At 41.6% G+C, this 19,880-nt stretch carries 22 protein-coding genes; 6 read left to right on the top strand and 16 right to left on the bottom strand.

What is annotated here, in order from left to right; translation table 11 throughout:
- Position 1: 1 nt before the first annotated feature.
- Genes QOL23_RS04060 through QOL23_RS04050 form a run of 3 tightly spaced genes read right to left on the bottom strand, consistent with a single transcriptional unit; the run spans position 2 to position 2,704 of the window.
- Positions 2-1,141 (bottom strand): ATP cone domain-containing protein, encoded by a 1,140-nt coding sequence (locus QOL23_RS04060; RefSeq protein ID WP_283400314.1) that lies wholly within the window; start codon positions 1,139-1,141, stop codon positions 2-4.
- Positions 1,116-2,129: an endolytic transglycosylase MltG gene (gene mltG / locus QOL23_RS04055; RefSeq protein ID WP_283400313.1), complete on the bottom strand. Its 1,014-nt coding sequence runs from the start codon at positions 2,127-2,129 to the stop codon at positions 1,116-1,118. The genes QOL23_RS04060 and mltG overlap by 26 nt, the downstream gene beginning before the upstream one ends.
- Positions 2,126-2,704, bottom strand: a complete 579-nt coding sequence (locus QOL23_RS04050; RefSeq protein WP_283400312.1) for a CDP-alcohol phosphatidyltransferase family protein — start codon at positions 2,702-2,704, stop codon at positions 2,126-2,128. Before QOL23_RS04050 ends, mltG begins: the two co-directional genes overlap by 4 nt.
- 92 nt (positions 2,705-2,796) lie before the next feature.
- On the opposite strand from QOL23_RS04050, the gene QOL23_RS04045 reads away from it, so the two are divergent.
- Positions 2,797-3,174 carry a hypothetical protein gene (locus QOL23_RS04045; RefSeq protein ID WP_283400311.1) on the top strand — a complete coding sequence of 126 codons (378 nt, stop codon included), beginning with the start codon at positions 2,797-2,799 and terminating at the stop codon, positions 3,172-3,174.
- Entirely contained in the window at positions 3,174-4,103 is a 930-nt protein-coding gene (gene mnmL, locus QOL23_RS04040; protein WP_283400310.1) for a tRNA modification radical SAM protein MnmL/YtqA, read from the top strand. The genes QOL23_RS04045 and mnmL overlap by 1 nt, the downstream gene beginning before the upstream one ends.
- Here mnmL and QOL23_RS04035 read toward each other — a convergent pair.
- Genes QOL23_RS04035 through QOL23_RS04005 form a run of 7 tightly spaced genes read right to left on the bottom strand, consistent with a single transcriptional unit; the run spans position 4,086 to position 10,817 of the window.
- On the bottom strand, positions 4,086-4,496 hold the full coding sequence (locus QOL23_RS04035) for a 23S rRNA (pseudouridine(1915)-N(3))-methyltransferase RlmH (RefSeq protein WP_283400309.1): 411 nt from the start codon (positions 4,494-4,496) through the stop codon (positions 4,086-4,088). The genes mnmL and QOL23_RS04035 overlap by 18 nt on opposite strands.
- A gap of 39 nt (positions 4,497-4,535) precedes the next feature.
- Positions 4,536-4,892, bottom strand: a complete 357-nt coding sequence (gene rsfS / locus QOL23_RS04030) for a ribosome silencing factor (protein ID WP_283400308.1) — start codon at positions 4,890-4,892, stop codon at positions 4,536-4,538.
- 14 nt (positions 4,893-4,906) lie between these two features.
- Entirely contained in the window at positions 4,907-5,860 is a 954-nt protein-coding gene (locus tag QOL23_RS04025) for an outer membrane protein assembly factor BamD (protein ID WP_283400307.1), read from the bottom strand.
- A 15-nt stretch (positions 5,861-5,875) separates the two neighbouring features.
- Positions 5,876-7,372, bottom strand: coding sequence for an Rne/Rng family ribonuclease (locus QOL23_RS04020; protein ID WP_283400306.1), 1,497 nt, complete (start codon positions 7,370-7,372; stop codon positions 5,876-5,878).
- Positions 7,359-9,791: a TIGR03936 family radical SAM-associated protein gene (locus tag QOL23_RS04015; RefSeq protein ID WP_283400305.1), complete on the bottom strand. Its 2,433-nt coding sequence runs from the start codon at positions 9,789-9,791 to the stop codon at positions 7,359-7,361. The genes QOL23_RS04020 and QOL23_RS04015 overlap by 14 nt, the downstream gene beginning before the upstream one ends.
- On the bottom strand, positions 9,769-10,110 hold the full coding sequence (locus QOL23_RS04010; protein WP_283400304.1) for a hypothetical protein: 342 nt from the start codon (positions 10,108-10,110) through the stop codon (positions 9,769-9,771). The genes QOL23_RS04015 and QOL23_RS04010 overlap by 23 nt, the downstream gene beginning before the upstream one ends.
- Positions 10,110-10,817, bottom strand: a complete 708-nt coding sequence (locus tag QOL23_RS04005) for a DUF481 domain-containing protein (RefSeq protein WP_283400303.1) — start codon at positions 10,815-10,817, stop codon at positions 10,110-10,112. Before QOL23_RS04005 ends, QOL23_RS04010 begins: the two co-directional genes overlap by 1 nt.
- Before the next feature lie 61 nt (positions 10,818-10,878).
- On the opposite strand from QOL23_RS04005, the gene lepB reads away from it, so the two are divergent.
- Positions 10,879-11,523: a signal peptidase I gene (gene lepB, locus QOL23_RS04000; protein WP_283400302.1), complete on the top strand. Its 645-nt coding sequence runs from the start codon at positions 10,879-10,881 to the stop codon at positions 11,521-11,523.
- A gap of 27 nt (positions 11,524-11,550) precedes the next feature.
- Here the strand turns inward: lepB and QOL23_RS03995 are convergent, their stop codons facing one another.
- The 6 genes from QOL23_RS03995 to murI all read right to left on the bottom strand — a co-directional run bounded on the left by QOL23_RS03995 (position 11,551) and on the right by murI (position 14,727).
- Complete coding sequence (locus tag QOL23_RS03995) at positions 11,551-11,847, bottom strand: HU family DNA-binding protein (RefSeq protein ID WP_283400301.1); 297 nt, start codon at positions 11,845-11,847, stop codon at positions 11,551-11,553.
- Between the two features lie 77 nt (positions 11,848-11,924).
- Entirely contained in the window at positions 11,925-12,146 is a 222-nt protein-coding gene (locus QOL23_RS03990; protein WP_283400300.1) for a DUF167 domain-containing protein, read from the bottom strand.
- Positions 12,073-12,609: a DivIVA domain-containing protein gene (locus QOL23_RS03985; RefSeq protein ID WP_283400299.1), complete on the bottom strand. Its 537-nt coding sequence runs from the start codon at positions 12,607-12,609 to the stop codon at positions 12,073-12,075. The genes QOL23_RS03990 and QOL23_RS03985 overlap by 74 nt, the downstream gene beginning before the upstream one ends.
- Positions 12,610-12,645: 36 nt before the next feature.
- On the bottom strand, positions 12,646-13,239 hold the full coding sequence (rdgB, locus tag QOL23_RS03980) for an RdgB/HAM1 family non-canonical purine NTP pyrophosphatase (protein WP_283400298.1): 594 nt from the start codon (positions 13,237-13,239) through the stop codon (positions 12,646-12,648).
- Positions 13,236-13,946: a ribonuclease PH gene (gene rph, locus QOL23_RS03975; RefSeq protein ID WP_283400297.1), complete on the bottom strand. Its 711-nt coding sequence runs from the start codon at positions 13,944-13,946 to the stop codon at positions 13,236-13,238. The genes rdgB and rph overlap by 4 nt, the downstream gene beginning before the upstream one ends.
- Entirely contained in the window at positions 13,933-14,727 is a 795-nt protein-coding gene (murI, locus tag QOL23_RS03970; protein WP_283400296.1) for a glutamate racemase, read from the bottom strand. Before murI ends, rph begins: the two co-directional genes overlap by 14 nt.
- 72 nt (positions 14,728-14,799) lie before the next feature.
- Between murI and QOL23_RS03965 the strand changes: the two genes are divergently transcribed.
- From QOL23_RS03965 to QOL23_RS03955, 3 genes are all read left to right on the top strand, one after another.
- A complete protein-coding gene (locus tag QOL23_RS03965; protein WP_283400295.1) occupies positions 14,800-16,968 on the top strand; it encodes a RelA/SpoT family protein in 2,169 nt (722 codons plus the stop codon).
- Positions 16,969-17,084: 116 nt separating this feature from the next.
- Positions 17,085-18,119: a YeiH family protein gene (locus tag QOL23_RS03960; RefSeq protein WP_283400294.1), complete on the top strand. Its 1,035-nt coding sequence runs from the start codon at positions 17,085-17,087 to the stop codon at positions 18,117-18,119.
- A 239-nt stretch (positions 18,120-18,358) separates the two neighbouring features.
- Complete coding sequence (locus tag QOL23_RS03955) at positions 18,359-19,876, top strand: multiheme c-type cytochrome (protein ID WP_283400293.1); 1,518 nt, start codon at positions 18,359-18,361, stop codon at positions 19,874-19,876.
- Positions 19,877-19,880: the final 4 nt, after the last annotated feature.

Here is a 19,880-nt window from a genome sequence, read left to right as displayed (position 1 = left end):
CCTACACTCCTACCTGTTTGATGAGAGAATCTGTAATTATTTGAAGAACTCTGTCTCTCGTTTCATCAAAATCTATGTTTTCAACTATTGGCGTTCCGTTCTCTTTTGCCAGGTGGTAGAGAAAATCCTGAATGATTCTTATCGCTCTAAAGTTGCGCAGGTATTTTTTGCTGGTGCGGGAGGATTTTTTCTCCCGTGAGTAGAATCGGCTTTTGTGAATCTCTTCATCTAAGGTTGTTAGTAGGATTTCCACAACGTACGCTTTGTCGCAGAACTTTTTGAAAGAACCAGGTAGCAGGTGTATTCCTTCAACAACTAAACTGACGTTCTCTTTAATAGCTCTGCACACTACCGCCTCAACGCCGGTCAAAACCTTTTCAGCCTGGTCTAAAAATCCGTAGATAATCTTGTCTTTCTTACTCATTTCACCGAACTTGTAGATAACCTTTCCGGCTTCGTAACTTGATACGTGTATGGAAGGAACTAACTCCTTTGAAATCATCTTCCTCATAACTTCTCTTATAGAATCGGTTGACGCCATCCTGTTGATTTCCAAAATGCCTGCAAGCTCTGCGGCGAGGCGAGATTTCCCTACACCGGTTGCTCCGCCTATCAAAATGATTAAAGGCTTTCCTAAATGTTTGATTTTCCGCCAGAGTAAGTATCTCTTGCTGAACTCTTTTCCTAACCTTTTGCTTATCAATTCCGCGGTAATCTCTCTCAGTTCGTTTCTCGTTACGCGGAAAACTCCTTTTTTCCTTAAAGCCTCCGCAACTTCTTTCGCTATCTCAAACGCTTCCTGAACGCTTGCCCCTGCCGAACGGATAGAACCTGCTAAAATTCCCCTTGAGAAAGGAACGAACGTTTTGCCGTCTGGTTCTGCGACTAAAATTTCTCTTTCACCAACTAACCTCTTGTAGCGCCGCGCAACCTTTGTTCCGAATTTCTTTTTCAAAATAGAATAAACTAAGTTTGTCAGCTCTTCAGAAGTGATAGTGCCTTTAAACGAGGAAGCAACCTCGTCTGCTATCTTGTAAGCCTCTTCAACGGTAAGTCCTGCTTTGGTTAAAGACCTTACCAAAACGCCCCTTGAGAAGGGGTATTTTTCTCCAGCGCTATCTATTACGAACCGCTTTGCCATACCTGTAAATTTCCCTGATTAGTTTTAAATGTTGATTATAGCTTTTTGAGAAAAGGTGTTTATTGCCATATGCCACGAAGTAAAGGTATTGGGTTTTGGCAGGATACATGGCAGCTTTAATGGAACTGAGAGATGGATTACAGATGGGCGTTGGGGGTAAGCCCCTTACGTAATAGGTATTGTACGGAGATGGAAAATCCACATCTCCCCTGTGAAGCCTTTTCTTCTCTATCCCTGCCATTTTGTAGGCGTAAAAAACGGTTGGGTCACACTGGAGTTTCATCCCTTTTGTAAGCCTGTTGTATATTACGCTCGCTATTAAAGGTTTTTCCTTTTCGTTGGACGTTTCTTTTTCTATTATTGAGGCAACAATGAGAATTTTCGGTAAAGTTACTTTCTTTAACGCCTTTTTTACTAAAGGAGGAGGGTTATAACCTTCAAACAGCGGATATACTCTATCTTTAAATTCTTTTACTGGAACGCTTAGAGCCTTTCTGCAGTTTGCTTCTTGTGCTACTTTGTAAGTATCGGGAAACAGGTATCCTTCTAAAAAAGGGATATTCAGCTTTTTCAAAAAATCTTTATCTTTTGAAAGCTTTAAAACTTCACCCTTTGAGCAGATTCCCGTTTGGCTCAGCGTTTTATCAACAGAAAACAAGTCATCACCTGGACGAATTGTAAAAGAAACAAGGCAGGGATGCCCTTTGGTGAACTCTTCAAGAATTTCTCCTGCAGTTAGTTTACCGCTAAACTCGTAACATCCTTCCTTCACTTTAAGTTTCTTGAGTTTAACCCAGATATAGACCGGTAAAACGTGAGAGATAACGTTTTGCTCCTTGAGCCTTTCAATTACCTGCTTAACGCTTTCTCCCTTTTTAATTTTCAGTTTAACGTTTACTTCTTTTGGGAAGAGAAAATCGCGTAACGCATAGGTAATGAAAGTAGAGATAAAAAGGAGAACTGCTAAGAACGGAAGCAGTTTTTTCATTTTAACCTTTTAAAAGCGCAGATTAACCTTTGAACCGCCGTAACGTTAGAAAATACCGCCAGGACGCCTATGAAAAAGTTGAGGTATCCTGTTAGTAGGGCTAACAGTATCAACAGAAACCGCTCTGGTCTTTCAAGCAATGCAGCTTTGCAGTCTGCTCCTAAACTTTCCGCTCTTGCTCTTGCATAGCTTGTGGCGAACGAACCCATTAGAGAAAGAAGTGAAAACGCCAGCAGTAAAGAGTCTTGTTCCTTAAAAGCTAAGAAAGCTATTGCTGATAGAGGGAAAAAATCAGCGTATCTGTCTAAGAAGGAATCTAAAAAAGCACCGAATTTAGTGGTGCTGTTAGTTGTTCTTGCCACTATTCCATCTAACATATCACACAAACCTGAAAGAGCGAAGAAGAACGCTCCACCAATTAGACTTCCGATGCAGATAAAGAAACTGCTAACCAGAGAGAAAATGAAGCCTGCTACTGTTAACAGGTTTGGAGTTATTCCTAAGCTTTTCAGCCCTTCGGCTAAAGGTTTCAGTATTTCTTGCGCCCTTGACTTTACTTCTGCAGTCCCTATCATTCAGTAGTCCTTTTTGGTTTTAACACATGTTAAGAGTAAAAAAATTATAATTGAAAATGGACTGAAAACCGAAATTAATGTGGGGAGAAGAGATGGAAGAAAGGTTAACGAAAGAAGAATTAATTGAAATCATGGCAGTTCTCATGGAAGAGGAGGGGTTTGAGGTTTATGAACCTCAGTCGGAAGAGGAGGAATACCTTCCAGACTTTTTAGCCGTTTACGAGGACGAAAACGGCGAAAGACACCAGATAGCTGTTCAAGTTGAAGACTGTCAAACCGTTAATACTGAAGAAGCAGAAGCTAAGGCAAAAGCCATAGCGGAACACTGCAGAATGTCAGGTGAAGGATTTATCTTTGTCGTTCCGTTAGAGTGCGAAGAAGAGGGCTTTAACAAGTTTAAAGAATGGGGACTGGAAGATATTGCGGAATTCGTTCCTATCGGTATAGAGTTTGAAGAAGAAGAGGAGTAATGAGGTATTTCTCCTTTTCTGAATACCTCAGGAAAACTTTTAACGCAAAGGTTTACAGGGTAACGGTAGATGCAGGTTTTACCTGTCCCAACAGAGATGGGACGAAAGGGACGGGGGGATGTATCTACTGTTACGCTGGTTCCGAATATAACCCTGACAAAAGGCTTTTAAGCGTTGAAGAACAGATAGCTAAAGGAATTGAAAGGGTTAAAAGGCGCTATGGGGCAGAGAAGTTTTTGGTTTACTTTCAGGCTTTTACCAATACCTACGCGCCTGTTGAAAAGTTAAAGGAAATCTACGATACGGTAAGAAAGTTTAGCGAAGTTGTTGGAATAATAATTGGAACGAGACCTGACTGCGTTCCAGATGAAGTCCTTGAGCTTATAAATTCCTACACCGAAGACTATCAGGTATGGATAGAGTACGGACTGGAAAGCCCTCACTTTAAATCTTTAAGGTGGATGAACAGGAGACACGGCGTTTCCGACTTTATTGATGCCGTTTTAAGGACGCGTCGGTTTGAAAAAATAAAGATTTGTGCTCACGTTATTCTGGGAATTCCCCTTGAAGATGAAGAAGATATGCTTGAAACTGCTGACTTCCTTTCAGCTATCAGGGTTGACGGCGTAAAAATCCACCCCCTCCACGTCATTAAAAATACGAAGTTAGCTGAAATTTACGAGAGAGAAAAGTTCTCTCTTTTGGAGCTGAATTCTTACGTTAACCTTGCGGTAAGGTTTATAGAAAGGCTGCGCCCAGATATAGTTGTTCAAAGAGTTACAGGCGAAGCTCCTGAAGACTTACTGATAGCGCCTGAGTGGTGCAGCCACAGAGAGAAGAATAGGGTAATTAATCTGATAAGAAAAAGAATGGAAGAACTTGATACCTATCAGGGCGCCAAGTGCCGATTTTTATCTATGGTAAGGTGAGCCTTTGTTTATCAGGTAAGCCCGGTAAATTTGTTCTAAAAGGACGATTCTTGCTACATCGTGCTGGAGCGTCATTTTTGAAAGGGAAAGGGTAAAGTCGGCTTTTGTTTTTACTTCTTCTGATAGTCCGTCTGCGCCGCCTATTAGAAAGGAAAGGTTTGCTTTTGAGGAAAGTAGTCTGGCAAACTCAATAGAGGTCAGCTCCTTGCCTCTTTCGTCTAACGCTACTGTGAAGCCTTTTGCTTCTTTCAGAAGTTCTTTTCCTTCTTCTTCAACGGTTTTTTTCTTTTTTACTTCAACGATTTTGAGGAACGGAACTCTGCGGGCGTAGTATTCTTGGGCTTGGTGGAAGTGAGGGGGGATTTTTCCAACTGCTACTACTCTGACTTTCACAGCTTCTCCAGCTAAAAGGGACTCCAGAAGGAGCCCCGATTATTCGTTTATCAACTCTGAAGGTTCTATTCTTGGCGCATCCATCCAGAGCGTTTCAAGGCTGTAGGTTTCTCTCGTTTCTGGACGGAACACGTGAACGATAAGGTCACCGTAGTCTATCAAAATCCAGTTTGCCTGGTCGTATCCTTCTACGTTGACCGGAAGGATACCGTTTTCTTTAAGTTTTTGTTCTACTTCGTCTGCTATCGTTCTTGCGTGTGTGTCTGACGTTGCTGAAACTATGAGGAAGTAATCGGCTAAGGTGGTCAATCCTCTTAAGTCTAAAATTGTCGGGTCTTCAGCTTTCTTGTCAAGTGCTGCTTTGAGTGCAACTTTGAGCTTTTCAATACTATCCAAGCTTTTTTACCTCCTTAAAAGGTTTCTTTAATCTTCCACCAAATGGAGTGTTTTATCGGGTTTATTACAGGTTCAACATTTAGGATTTTTTCGCCTAAGAGGATTCTCCTTGCTTTTATGCCGTAAGGTGAATTGGGATACTTTTCGGCAACTTCTTTGAGTATCTTTTCGCCGATTACGTGGTTCTTTTTAGCTGTTTCCTTCCACCTTTCTATGTCTGACTTTATCAGCTTTATTCTGTATTTAGCTACTCTTCTTTCGTCCGGGTCGTTTGAGTGAAGCCTTTCCTCTTCCTGCTCTAACTTATCTTTCAGCCTTGAAATCTCATCGTCAGCCTGAATGTAAGTGAAGTAGTAAGCTCTTCCAAGCAGGTAATCAAGCCTGTCGGGTGCTTCAACGTCTGAGTATTTCTCTTTTGCCAATTTGTATCTTTGAATTGATGCGGTAAACTTTCTCAGCATGTCGTAGGTGCCGCCGATGTAGATGTCGTGTTCTGCTAAGATTTTTCTTGCTAATTTAATGTATTCTTTAGCTTTGGGAACACGAGGGTCGTTTGGGTAGAGCTTTATGAATTTTTCAAAGGTGTTTATAGCTCTTTTTGTGAAGGTCTGGTCCCACTGAGGACCTTTTATGAGATTGAGGTAGCAGACGCCCAACCTGAACATGGCGTCTTTTGCGTAAGGTGATGCGGGGTATAGTTCTAAAAACTCTTCGTAGTTTAAGGCTGCGTTTTCAAAGTCTCCGTCGTTAAAGTAGGCATCGGCTAAAAAGAGTTTTGCCTTTTCCTGCTGCTGCGGTGACAATTCGCCGTTTAGTGCTTTCTTTAGCAGTTCTTCTGCTCTTCCCCAGTCTTGCTGATAGGCGGCTTTAATCCCTTCTCTATACTGTTCCTGAGTTGTGGTGGGGATTTTAGAACAGGAAAACAGGGCAATTCCTAAGGCTGTGGTCAAGAGTAGCTTTCTTTTCATCGTTCTCCTCTCAATTTATCCTTTAACCACCATAAATTTCTCTATGTGGTAGTGTTCAACAGGTACAACTTTTATTTCTTTGTCGTATAGCTTTTCAATTCTCTCAATTATATCTTTTTCGTCCGTTGTCAGTTTTTCCGCCACTAAAGGATTTGCATAAACTTTTATAACTTTACACTGAGCAGGGTTAGTTTTAAGATTTTGAAGGATTTCCCTTTCCACCTCAAACGTTACGGTTTCTAAAGATTTAACTCTTCCTTTACCTTCACAGTAGGGACACGTCATTGTCAGGCTTTTACCTAAACTTTTCTTTACTCTTTTTCTCGTCATTTCAACCAAGCCTAAATCTGACATGCTGACGATTTTCGTTCTTGCCCTGTCTTTTGCTAACTCTTTTTCTAACGTTTCAAGGAGCAGTTTTTTGTTTTCTTCGTTTTTCATGTCTATGAAGTCAATGACAATTATTCCGCCTATGTCTCTTAAGCGTAGCTGTCTTGCTATCTCTTTTGCTGCTGCTAAGTTTATTTCAAGAGCAGTTTCTTCTAACGTTTTTGTGTTTCTGAACTTTCCGCTGTTAACGTCAATGGAAACCAGTGCCTCTGTTTCATCTATAACTATGTAGCCGCCGTTTGGAAGGTAAACCTTTCGTGATAGCGCTTTTTCTATTGCCCTTTCAACGCCGAACTTTTCAAATAGTGGAACGTTCTGACCGTAAAACTTAATTCTCTTTGCAAGTCTGGGGATAAAGGCTTTTGCAAAGCTGACCGCCCTTTCAAATTCTTTGCGGGAATCTATGAGAACTTCTGATACGTCTTCTGTTAAGAGGTCTCTTAAAGTTTTGGGGACTATTTCAAGGTCTTGGTAGAGAAGCGCCGGCGGAGGTCTTTTTTCTGCCTTTTCTAAAAGTCCTCTCCAGACCTTTAGTATGTAGGCTAAATCTTTTTCTATTTCTTCTTCCGAAATTCCTTCTGCTGCCGTCCTTATGATTAGTCCGTAATTTTCCGGTTTTATCTTTTCGGCTATCTGTTTTAGTCTTTCTCTTTCTTTTTCGTCGGTTATTCTCCTTGATATTCCAATACGGTTTATTGTGGGCAGAAGGACTAAGTAGTGTCCGGGGACGGTGATGTTGGTTGTGACGCGGGGACCTTTTGTTCCTATCGGTTCTTTCGCTACCTGAACTAAAACCTCTTGTCCTTCCGATAAAACCTCTTCTATTGATGGAAGCTCTATTTCAAACTCGCCGCTTTCAAAAAGTTCGTCTTCTTCATCTATCTCTACTGTTACGGCGTCTTTTACGTAGAGGAAAGCTTTTTTAGATATGCCTATGTCAACGAATGCTGCCTGAACGGCAGGAACGATTTTGTGGACTCTTCCTTTGTATATATTGCCGACCGTTCCTCTGTTGCCTTTCCTTTCAACGTAGAACTCTACTAACTCTCCGTCTTCTAAAACGGCTATTCTTACTTCTTTTGTGTGAGCGTTTATCAAAATCTGTTTGTTAACTTTTGACAAGCGGTTCTCTCCATACTTTTGTGTTTTCAAGGTTTAAGCCTGCTGCGTTGAGCAGGTCTTGCACGTTTAAAATATTGCCGTTTGTAACGGTTAAAACAACCGTTAGTATTCCGTCTTTGAAACCGTAGGATTTTATCTTCTCTTTCAGGTTGATTTCTCTGCCTTTTCTGTCTATGAGCGTTCCTGTTTTTAGGAATTCCCAGTTTCCTGCTTCTTTTAGGGGTTTTATGTGGTAGGTTACTTCTGTGATTTTGTTTATGAGGCTGCTTTTTTTGTCTATTTCAAAGGCTGACTTGAGCCTGAGTCCGTTGGGCAGGAAGTTGTTGATTTCTTTTATTAATTCTTTAGAAAAGGTAAAGTCTTCAGTTAGTTCTACTTCGACGATTTCGCCCAATCCTTCAACGCCTACGGGTAAGCCTAAGAGTATGTTTAGTTTGGGGTGGGGGTTAAAGCCTTGAGAATATCTTAAGGGTATCTGGAATTTTCTGAACGCCCGGGTGAAGGCTCTCGTCAAGTCTAAAAGAGATAGGAATTTTGCTTCTTTCACTTTTTCAAATACGACTGCTAACTTCTTCTTTAGAGGAAATTCTTTTTTGGGGCGCGGCGGGACGGTGAATTCTATCTTTTCCGGTATCGGGTGTTCTTTGAGCTTCTCTATTTCTTCTTTTGTGCAGGCGCCGCAGCCGTGGCATCCGGCTATTCTGCAGTCTGGCGTTCTGATGGCGTTTTTTGCTTTTTCAAGTTCTCTTAACAGAAACTTTTTCGTTACAACGCCTTTTATAAAGTCCCAGGGTAGTTCTTCATTTATATCTCTTTTGGCGATTGCCTTTTCAACTGGAAATGCCGTTTCTTCAAAGGCTTTCAGCCAGCCTTCCCAGTTTAAGTATTCGTTCCACTCGTCAAGCTGGCAGCCGTGTTTGTGGGCAGAAAGTAGAAGTTTTGCCGTGTCCTCATCGCCTCGCGTTAGAATGGCTTCAATGAGAGATTGGCGGTAGTCGTGGAAGCGTAAGGTGAAGGTGCGGGGGGATTTTTTCTTGATTTTCTGGATTTTCTCTTCTGCTTCTTCTCTGCTGCTGAAGGCTTCCCACTGAAACGGAGTAAAAGGTTTGGGAACGAATATGGAAATACCTGCTGCTAAGTGTTTTCTGCCTTTAAATCGTTTTCCGATTTTGTGAACCTGCCAGAGCATTTCTATGAGAGCATCTATGTCTTCTTCCGTTTCAAAGGGTAGTCCTATCATGAAGTATAGCTTTAGCCTGTTCCAGCCTCTTTCAAACAGCCCTTCTACTGCTCTGTATAGGTCTTCGTTGGTTAGGTCTTTGTTTATACAACTTCTCAGCCTGTCTGAGCCTACTTCAGGTGCCAGCGTAAAACCTGTTTTTTTAACTTGCATCAGTTGGGATGCTAAGTCAGGATTGAAGCCTTTAACTCTCATTGATGGAAGGGAAAGAGATATCGTGTTTTTGTAGCAGTATTCCATTATCAACGGAACTAATTGGTTGAATCTGCTGTGGTCAGATATTGAAAGAGAAGAAAGAGAGGCTTCTTCGTATCCTGTGTTTTTAAACGTTTCGTCAAGGATTTTGAGAATTGTATTTTCATCTTTTTCTCTGTAAGGTCTGTAAACGTAGCCTGCCTGACAGAACCTGCAGCCCCTTAAACATCCGCGGGACGCTTCAATGGCTATTCTGTCCTGAGATGTTTCAACCGTTGGAACGGGAAAGTTGGTGTGGAAATAAGTGGGTGAAAAGGAATGAAAGATGGCTTTTTTGACCGGATATCTGCCGAATTTCGGAACCCAAACTCCTTTAATGTTTTTTATTGCGTGAAGGAAGTCTTCTCTGCTGCCTCCCTGCTTTTTAACCTCTCTTAATGTTTTTGCCACCTCTATTAGAGTTTCTTCGCCGTCACCGATTGAGAAGAAGTCAACGAAAGGTGATAGCGGAACGGGGTTGTAAACGCAGGGACCTCCTGCAAATACTATCGGGAAGCCTTTTCTTTCTTCGCTAAGTAGAGGAATACCGGCAAGCTCAAGGCATTTAAGAAGGTTGGTGTAGGTGAGTTCTGATGACAGGGAAAATCCCCACAACTCATACTCCCTCACCGGTCTCTTCTCTTCTATCGTGAAAAGGGGAATTCCCCGCTTTTTCATAAATTCCTGCATGTCGGGTCGGGGCAGGTAAGCTCTGTGCATGAGGGCAAAGTCTGTCAGGTTGTTGATGGTGTGGAGGAGGATTTTTCCGCCTATATGGGAAGTCCCGATTTCGTAAAGGTCTGGATAGGTTAGAACGAACCTGACTTCTCTTTCTTCAAAGCGGTGGTATTTTAGATTTAACTCTAAAGAAAGGTAGCTTGCAGGTTTTTTAACGCCGTAAAGTGCCTGGAGCGTTTCTTCGTCAAAAGTTACGACAGAACTCATAGAATCTCCTCTTTTCTCTTTCCCATGCTGAAAGGTCTGTGCCTTTGCAAACGCCTAATTGATTTAGAAATTTAAAGTAGCCGATGGAGGGGATTTTATCCTTTTTGGTGACGATGATGGAGCCGGGGAGGATTTTCCAGTTGTTGTACGTGTAGAAGCAAACCCTGTGCAAGTAGCCAACCAGCTTTCTATAAGCGAGTCTCCCTTTACCTATAGATATTTTCCTCTTTTGCAATTCTTTCACCACTTCGCTGTAGTAAAACGTCTCCCTTCTCTTTCCAGCTTCAAACAAAATTTCCCACAATATCCATTCAACCATCAGAAGCTATACACAACTCCCGTAAAAAACGTTTTATCCGTGTGGTATTCCGTTCCTTCAGGTAACAAGTTCTGGTAGTCAACCGTGTAGGAAATCTCAAGTGAAAGGTTTTCAGTTAATCCTACTTTTAAATTGGTTTTGCTGTGAATGAAGTAGTCATTGCCGTTTTTTAGAGATATTTGGTAATCAATTCCTTGCTCAAGCTGAACGTTCTCTTTAAGCTGTCTTGTATAGTCTACAGAGATTTCAGACTGACCGTAGCTGTCTGTAGTTCCATCTGCGTAGTTATTGTAAACGTAACTGACGGTTGTTCCTATCCTTAGTTGCTGTTTTTCGGTTTTAAAAGGATACCACGCAATACCGGGACCAATTCCTACTCTAAAATCGTAACCGGAAAACCTGTCGGAGAAAATAAAATTCTTCACGAAGAAGGACAGCTTTTCCGATATGCTTCTTTCACCCCTGTTTTCCATAGACACTCTGTTGGCACTTTCTTTTCCATTGTCCTCTTTATAGAGGTAGTTTCCTTCAGAGTAAAGATTCCACTTTCCTATATCTTTTGTTATCTGATATCCTGCAGAAAAAGCCTTTGTGTTAGTATTTCCGGAAGTTTCAGAGTAGGAAAGGGATACTGAGTTATCGTTTCCTCCGTAGCATAGTGCAGGGAAAAGACTGAAAATAACGATTAGAAGGAATCTGCTTTTCAATCTGCCCTCCCGTGTATAATTTGCTTGCTACAAATATATAAAGAATTGTCGGAGAGATGCTGTGGATAGAGAAAAGCTGATAGAAAACCTTAAATCTTTTGCAATAGCCCTTGTTTTAGCTCTCATCATAAGAACCTTTATCGTTCAATCTTTCCACATTCCTTCGGGTTCTATGATACCAACGCTTTTGGTCGGCGACTTTATATTGGTTGATAAAGTTACTTATCACTTCAGGAATCCAGACAGGGGCGATGTTGTCGTTTTCCACTTTCCGTTAAATGAAGACGTTTACTATATAAAAAGGATTGTAGGACTTCCCGGAGATAAGGTACAAGTTATAGATGGAAAGGTTTACATAAACGGAAAACCTTGTAAGTATCAACCTGCAGGGGAATACTCCTACGTTGAGAACGGCGAGAAGGTGACTGGAAAGCTTTACTACGAGTTCCTTCCGAGAAAAGAGGGAGGGGTAAAGAAGCACTTAATACTTAAAACGGGAACGAGAGGAGACAATACTCAAGTTTTCGTTATCCCCAAAGGCGAGTATATGATGATGGGAGATAACAGAAACAACAGTTATGACAGCAGATTCTGGGGATTTGTAAAGAGAAAGGAGATTGTTGGAATAGCAAGAATTATCTTTTTCTCTTGGGATGGGAACAAACATCTACCACGATTTAACAGAATGTTTAAGTTAGTAAATTAAGGGGAGGATTAAACCTCCCCCTTTAAGTTACTTTCTCTTTTTCTTGAGTTCTTTTTCAGTAGCTTCTTTGAGGTCTTTACCAGGCTTGAAGGCAGGAGTGAGTTTTGCAGGTACTTCTACCTTTTCTCCTGTTCTTGGGTTTCTTGCTACTCTTGGAGCTCTTTCCTTCATGAGGAACGTACCGAAGCCTCTGATTTCTACCTTGTCGCCCTTAGCCAAAGCTTCTGTTACTACTTCAAGGAATGCGTTGAGAGCTGCTTCTGCGTCCTTCTTTCTTATTCCTGCCTTCTCGGCGATTGCTGCTACCAAATCACTCTTTGTCATGCCGCTCCCTCCTAAAGTTGGTTTAAGTTAAAGTGCCATAAGGCTTAAAGTGAAAATACTATTTTAAATTTTAAATGTCAAGAGGTTACAGCAACTTTAATTCCCAATTTTGCCTCAACTGTTTCTGGCGATATCCCCTCTATAAAAAGCGTTTTTATTCTTGAGGTTTCACCTTTTATTATCTCTATTCTTGATTTAGGGACTTTCAAAGCCTTTGACAGCAGTTCAACTACCGCTTTGTTCGCCTTTCCCCCTTCCGGCGGAACTGTTACTTTCATCTTCAGTCTTCCCTCTTCCACTTTCTCTATCTTGTTTCTTGACGCTTTCGGCTGGACTTTTACTTCTATTATCAGTCCGTTTTCCTTCTTTTTCGCTTTTAGCATTTGGTTTTAACTCCTCCAAGATTCGCGTCATATCTAAAATTGCTAATTTAAGTCTGTCGTAGACCTTCTTTTGAGCTAATTTTAGCTTTTCTATTTCAATTTCCAATTCCTTCTTCTTTCTTTCAAGCTGTTCCTTTTCTTCCGTTTTCTTCTGGACGATTTTTTCTATCTCTCTTTTTGCCTTTTCAATCAGCATCTCAGTTTTGTATTCTGGAGTTTTTTTCTTCAAGTTTTCTATTTCGTTTAAAAGGTTTTGATAAGCGTTTGCAACGTCATTAAGGAACGCTTCCACTTCATCTGGGTCGTATCCGAAAAGTTTTTTGCTGAACTCTTTTGTTCTTATATCGGCAGGTTTAATAGATATCTTTTTATTTACCATCTCTTTCCCCGTGAGTTAATTGTGTGCGCCAATCCATTATAAAACATCTTTTAACAACCTGACAAACTTTTCAAGTGCTTTACCTCTGTGACTTATCCTGTTCTTTTCTTCTATGGTTAGCTCAGCCATCGTTTTGCTGTATCCTTCGGGGATAAATAGAGGGTCGTAGCCAAAGCCTCCGCTGCCCCTTGGTTCAGTGATTACCTTTCCCTTTACTTCTCCTTCGCTCCAAAATCCAAAGGTTTCTGGGTAGGAAAAAACGAAGAAAGAAACGTACTTTGCAGGAGATTCTGTTAAGCCCAACTCTTTCAGCTTTTTTATCAGTAGGGCGTTGTTCTCCTCATCTGTGGCGTTTTCACCTGCAAATCGTGCAGACCTTACTCCGGGAAGTCCTCCCAACTTCTCAACAACGAGTCCGGAATCTTCGGCAATTACTGGCAAGTTTAAGCGTTTGGCGTAGTAAGTTGCTTTTTGATATGCGTTTTCCAAGAAAGTTTCTCCAGTTTCTTCTGGCGGTTCTAAGCTAACGTTTAAATCTTTTAGGGAGATTACTTCAACGTTAAGGCTTTTAAGCTTTTCTCTCACTTCTCTAACTTTACCCTGATTGCCTGTGGCGAAAACGACCTTCAAGATTTTACTCCCAAAACGGATTTTTGTATCTCTATCAGCTCTTTTATGCCTTTTTCTCCCAAATTCAGCATCGTATTGAGGATGTCTCTTGAAAACGTTTCTCCTTCTGCCGTTCCCTGAATCTCTGCGAACTCTCCTTTATCGGTCATGACTATGTTCATATCCACTTCTGCTAAGGAGTCTTCTTCGTAGTTTAGGTCAAGGAGAACCTGTCCGTTAACCACTCCAACGCTTACTGCGGCTACAAAGTTTTTAACGGCGGATAACTTTTCAATTTTTTCTAAAGCTCTGTAAAGAGCAACAAAAGCACCTGTTATAGAAGCTGTTCTCGTTCCCCCGTCTGCCTGTATTACGTCGCAGTCTATCCAGATGGTTATCTCTCCTAACGCTGTCAGGTCAACGGCACATCTTAAAGACCTTCCTATCAATCTCTGAATTTCCTGAGTTCTTCCTGTTAGTTTACCCTTTGCTGCTTCTCTTACCGTTCTTTGGGCAGTTGCTCTGGGAAGCATTGAATATTCAGCTGTTATCCAGCCCTGCCCTGTTCCTTTTAGAAAGGGAGGCACTTTTTCTTCAACCGAAGCCGTGCATATGACCTTTGTATCACCGAACTCTATGAGACATGAACCTTCTGCGTGTTTGATGTAATCAAGGGTTATAGTTACTTTTCTCAGTTCATCAGGTTTTCTGCCGTCATTCCGAGTCAATAGAAACCTCCTCTATGAGAGTATCTTCTCCCATAATCATTTTGGCTATTCTTTCAAACCTCTCGGTTTTGTCGCTTACTAAAATTCTAACAACTCCTTCGTTTTCTGACTTTCTTCTGTGAGGTAGTTTCTTCTCTACCTCTTCTGCTACTGCCATGGCGGAGTCTATTAAGGTTACTTTGTCTTTTACTAATTTTTTTATTGTGTCTTTAATTAGTGGGTAGTGGGTACATCCTAATACCAGGGTGTCTATGTCCTTGTCCATTAGGTCCTGCAGGTATTTTTCTGCTACTAATTCTGTAACTTTGCCCGATAACCATCCTTCTTCTATGAGGGGGACAAAGAGCGGGCACGCTTTTTCAAATACTGTTGCAAACGGGTCTAAAGAGAGGATAGCTTTTCTATATGCGCCGCTTTTTATAGTTGCTTCCGTTCCTATTATCCCTATTCTTTTGCTTTTTGATTTGTTAACGGCTGCTTTTGCTCCGGGTTTAACCACTCCTATAACGGGAAAGGGGAATTCTCTTTTGAGTATTTCTAAGGCATAGGACGATGAAGTGTTGCAGGCGACGACTAATGCTTTTATGTTGAACTTTTGGAGGAGTCTTGCGTTCTCAACGCTGTATCTGATTATGGTGTTTGGAGACCTGTTGCCGTAGGGGACTCTGGCGGTATCTCCGAAGTAGATGAGGTTTTCGTGGGGGAGGATTTTTTTGATTGCTTTTAGGACGGTTAATCCTCCAACTCCAGAGTCAAAAATGCCTATAGGTTTTTCTGGCATTGCAACTCCTTTGCAGTTTGCCTTAAATTAAAGGGAAGTTTAGCAATTTTTAATTTTTAAAAGGAACGTTCTATGAGAACTTGCGAAGAAATTATAGGAAAGATTAAAGAATACCGAACAAACTTTGAAGAGGAACAGGTCAGGAAAGCTTACGAGTTTGCCAAAAAGAAACATGAGGGGCAATTTAGAAAGTCTGGAGAGCCTTACTTTTCGCATCCAGCGGAAGTGGCTTACATATTGGCTGAACTTAAAATGGATATCCCTACCATTGTAGCCGGGCTTCTACACGATACGGTTGAGGATACAGATGCAACAATAGAGGAAATAGAAAGGGAGTTTGGCAAAGAGGTTGCCTTTATCGTAAAAGGCGTAACGAAGTTGGAGGATTATAGCTTTCAGAGTAAAGAAGAGAAAGATGCGGAGGCTTTTAGGAACCTGTTAATATCTTTGGCTGAGGATATTAGAGTTCTCATTGTTAAATTAGCCGATAGGCTTCACAATATGAGAACTATGGATACTATGCCGAGAGAAAGTCAGGTAAGGAATGCGAGGGAAACGTTAACCATTTACGCTCCTTTAGCAAATAGATTGGGTATGTACAGGCTAAAGAACGAACTTGAGGATTTATCCCTTAAGTATCTTGACCCTGATGCTTATAGAGATATTGAAAAAAAGGTTAAAGATAAAAAGAAGAAGTTACTGCCCTACTTTGAAGATGTTATTAACACAGTCAAGAGAAAGCTTGAGGAGAGTGGTATTTCTTGCGATATCCAGTGGCGGTTTAAGCACATCTACGGCATTTATAGAAAGATGATTATTAAAAACATTCCTTTTGAAGAGGTTTATGACGTTGCAGGTATAAGGATAATAACGGACACTGTAGGTAATTGCTATCAGGTTTTGGGAATAGTTCACAGCCTTTGGAAACCTGTTCCCGGAAGATTTAAGGATTACATAGCTACTCCCAAACCAAACATGTATCAGTCCCTTCACACTACGGTTGTAGGTCCTAAAGGGCAGTTTATAGAGTTTCAGATAAGAACGTGGGAGATGCATCAGGTTGCCGAAATGGGTATTGCTGCCCACTGGAAGTATAAAGAGGGAGGAGGCACTTTAACAGAAGCAGAAAAAGAAAGGTTTATATGGCTTAGGAACCTGTTAGAGTGGGTTAAAGAGGAAAAAAATCCCCACGACTTCCTTGACTCCGTCCGCAAAGACCTCTACTCAGAGGAAGTGTACGTTTTTACTCCCAAAGGTGACTTAAAAACGCTGCCTGTAGGTTCTACGCCGGTAGATTTCGCCTACGCCATACATACATCTATAGGTCATCGCTGTAAAGCGGCAAAGGTTAACGGTAAGTTGGTTCCTCTCAACTACGTTCTTGAAAGCGGTGATAGGGTTGAGATTATTACTGGAAACGAGGAAAAGCCCAGTAGAGACTGGCTTGAATTTGTAAAGACATCAAAGGCTAAGAACGCCATTAAGAACTTTTTAAGGAAGCAGGAAAATGAAAGAGCTAAAAAGTTGGGAGAAACCCTCCTTGATAAAAATATCAGGAAGCTTTCTGAAAAATCCCTCTCCTCCCTCCTTGAAGAGTTAGAAAAAAGCGGAGAGCTAAAAGAGATTATCTCTTCTTTGGGTCATTCAACCGTAGAATCGCTGCTTATAGATGTAGGTTACTTTAAACTTAATCCAGAAAAGGTTGCGAGGCGTCTCTTAAAGCTTCCTGTAGAAACTGAAAAGAAAAAGAAAAAATCCCGCAGTAGAGAAAAGGTAAAAGGTATAAAGGTTGACGGCATAGACAACGTGATGGTTACACTGGCGTCCTGCTGTCATCCGTTGCCGGGAGACAAAGTTGTGGGAGTTGTCAGTTCAGGTAAGGGGATAGTTATTCACACCAAAAACTGCGTTGTTGTAAGGCAGATAATGGAAAGCTCTCCCGGGAAAATCGTTCAAGTTGAATTCCTGCCCGGTGATAGAACCTACAATGCAAAACTGAGGGTTTCTGTGGAAGATAAACCGGGTATGCTTGCAAGCGTTTCTTCTGTTATAGCGAAGTTGAAAATAAATATCGTATCTTCTATGAGCAGGTCAATTTCAGGTAGAGGAGTTCTGGATTTCATCGTTCAGGTTAAGAGTAGAGACGAACTTCAAGAAATTATAAGGGCTATAAAACAGGTAAAGGGCGTAATTTCTGTGAAGAGGATATATAGAGAAAAACCGGTGACGGTTAGGAATTAATTTTATAATCCAAAATTTTTTAACGATAACTCTTCTTTATCCAAAATTTCTTGCCTTTTCCCTTTTCTCCTCCAGATTTCCCCCTACCATCAAAAACCTGTCAGGAGGTAGAACAGATGCCTTTTTCACCTGAAAACAGACCTCACACGATTCACGGAATCCTGTTCGTGGCGCTCTTTGCGACAGCGGCACTTTACATTTCTCAATGTCCCATCTTTAAGCACCTTGGTATCAGCCCTTTAATTATCGGTATCGTTTTGGGTATGTTCTACGCCAATACTTTAAGAAATAACCTGCCGGAACCATGGGTACCAGGTATCGTTTTCTGTACTAAAACGCTTCTGAGGGCGGCGATTATCCTTTACGGTTTCCGTATAACGTTTCAGGCTATTGAGCAGGTTGGTATAGCCGGAATAGTTGCAAGTACGTTGGTTGTTGCTACTACGTTTTTAATCGGTTATTTTCTTGGAACGAGAGTTTTTAAGCTTGACTCTGACACATCAATACTGACTGCAACAGGTAGTTCAATCTGCGGCGCTGCTGCTGTTTTGGCAACAGAGCCTGTTATAAAAGCTGAACCTTACAAAAGCGCTATAGCTGTTGCTACTGTTGTTCTTTTCGGAACGATAGCTATGTTTCTCTATCCTGTAATCTATAAAACAGGAATTCTTCACTTTACACCTGAGCAGATGGGCGTTTACATAGGCGCAACAGTTCACGAGGTTGCTCACGTTGTTGCAGCAGGTAATGCAGTTGGACCTGAAACTGCCAAATATGCGGTAATTGTAAAGATGATAAGGGTTATGCTTATCGCTCCGTTCCTCATCATTCTCAGCTTCTTCCTCTCTAAGTTCAGAGGAAAGGGTGGAGCTTCTAAAATAACTATTCCTTGGTTCGCCGTAGCGTTTATAGGAGTTGCTATTTTCAACTCTTTCCACCTTTTACCAGAAACTTTGGTGAGGTACATCAACAACGTTGATACGTTTATGCTTACTATGGCTATGACCGCGTTAGGAATGGAAACGAGCGTTGATAAATTTAAAGGCGTTGGAATGAAGCCTATCTACCTTGCGTTCTGTTTGTTCATCTGGTTGCTCTTTGGTGGTTATGCGATTACGAAACTTGCTCTCTATGTAGGTAGCGTTTTATAAGTAGGATTTAAATAGCACTTTTGCCCCCTTTATAAAGGGGGCTTTTTTATTTAGTCATTTGTAAATGTTCAAAATTCATTTGATATTGCGAATTAAGATAACGTTTGGGTATAAAGTTAACAAACCAGACTATTACGCAAACTTATAATTAGTCATATTGACTTTGATTAATTAAGAAATATATACTTTTCAATGGAAAAACTTGAAAATCATTAAAGGAGGAGGACATGCGCAAGCTGATGAAGCTCGCAACAGTGGCAGCTGCTGGTATGTTATCACTTAGCCTTTATACTACCAATGCAGCTGCTAAGTACGAGTTCACAAACTACTCTGGTTCTGGACTCTCTTCTCAGACAGTTCAGTGTCTTCAGTGTCACCAGAAGGCTACACCTTTTGTAGTGAACGACTGGAAGAGGTCTAAGCACTTCTACAACGGCGTTGGATGTTACGAGTGTCACAAGTCTGACGCTACAAACCCTGCTGCTTACGAGCACTACGGATTCACAATTTCTACGCTCGTAACACCTAAACAGTGTTCTACTTGTCACCCAAAAGTTGCTAAGGAGTACATGGATTCTATCCACGCACACTCCGGTCTTATCTCTCAAGAAGCTGAGGCTAAGGCAGGCGGTAACTTCTCTGTTATCGTTCTTAAGATGTTAGGATGGAGCAAGAACAAGATAATTCCTCATCAGAACAGCTATGGTCAATCCACATGGCAGGACATCGTAAACGACCCATGCTGGCCATACGCTGGTGTTCCTGCAAACTTAAGAACACCAAGACCAACTGCTGCAGCAGTTATCAAGATATTTGCTAACTGGGGATGTTACTCCTGTCACGGAACAAAGGTTAGCATCGTTAAGAAGCTTCCTGACAAGGTTGTATTTGACTTAAGAACATGGCCAATGACAGGTGCTGGAACTATCAACCCAGACGGTTCTCTTGGAAACTGTGCTGCATGTCACCCATTCCACAGCTTCAGACTCAAGATTGTTAGAGTTGGTAGAGGTGCTTGCGGTAGATGTCACGAGTCTGAAGACCATCCAAACTACGAAATGTTTGGAAAGTCCATGCACGGTGCTGCGTTCCTCTCCCAATGTAACGAGTGGAACATGGACGCTCCTGCTATAAAGGCTGGCGTTGACTACTTTGCACCAACTTGTGCTACATGTCACATGGGTGCTGTTTATAAAGGCGACAAGATGATTTACGCTCCAACACACAACCCAGCTGCTATCTGTAAGTGGAAGCTTGGTATGTGGAAGCTCATCTTCGTTAGAAAGGCAGGTAAGCCTCACCCAGCTCTTCCAAGCGTTAAGTACCCAACAGACGGTATCAAGAACAGAGAAAGAGCGTTCGCTATGTGTACACAGTGTCACACCAAGCAGTGGGCTGCTAACTGCTTGATTGGTGGCGACTTAACTATGGGCGTTCTTGACTACATCAGAAAGATGGCATTCCAGGTTGAAAGAGACCTTGAGAAAGCTGGTCTCCATACACCGCTTGACAGAAAGATTGTTAGAGACATCGGTGCTATGGCTGTTAGACCTACAGAGATTGCTATGTTCCACTACGCTCCAGGTTACATCTGGTGGGATGGAATTTACAAGGTTGCATTTGAGTTCGTTGAGTGGCTTGAAACCAGCGTAGCTCCAAGACTCGGCGTTGACTACGCAAGCAAGTACGTAAGCTGGATTAAGAGCTACGAAGAGAAGGTTAAGAGATACCGCAGAAGACACCACATTGAAGACTAATTAT

The sequence above is a fragment of the Desulfurobacterium pacificum genome (genome assembly GCF_900182835.1).
In the GTDB taxonomy this organism is placed as follows: Bacteria; Aquificota; Aquificia; order Desulfurobacteriales; family Desulfurobacteriaceae; genus Desulfurobacterium_B; species Desulfurobacterium_B pacificum.
This window is presented reverse-complemented; position numbering and strand designations above follow the sequence as displayed.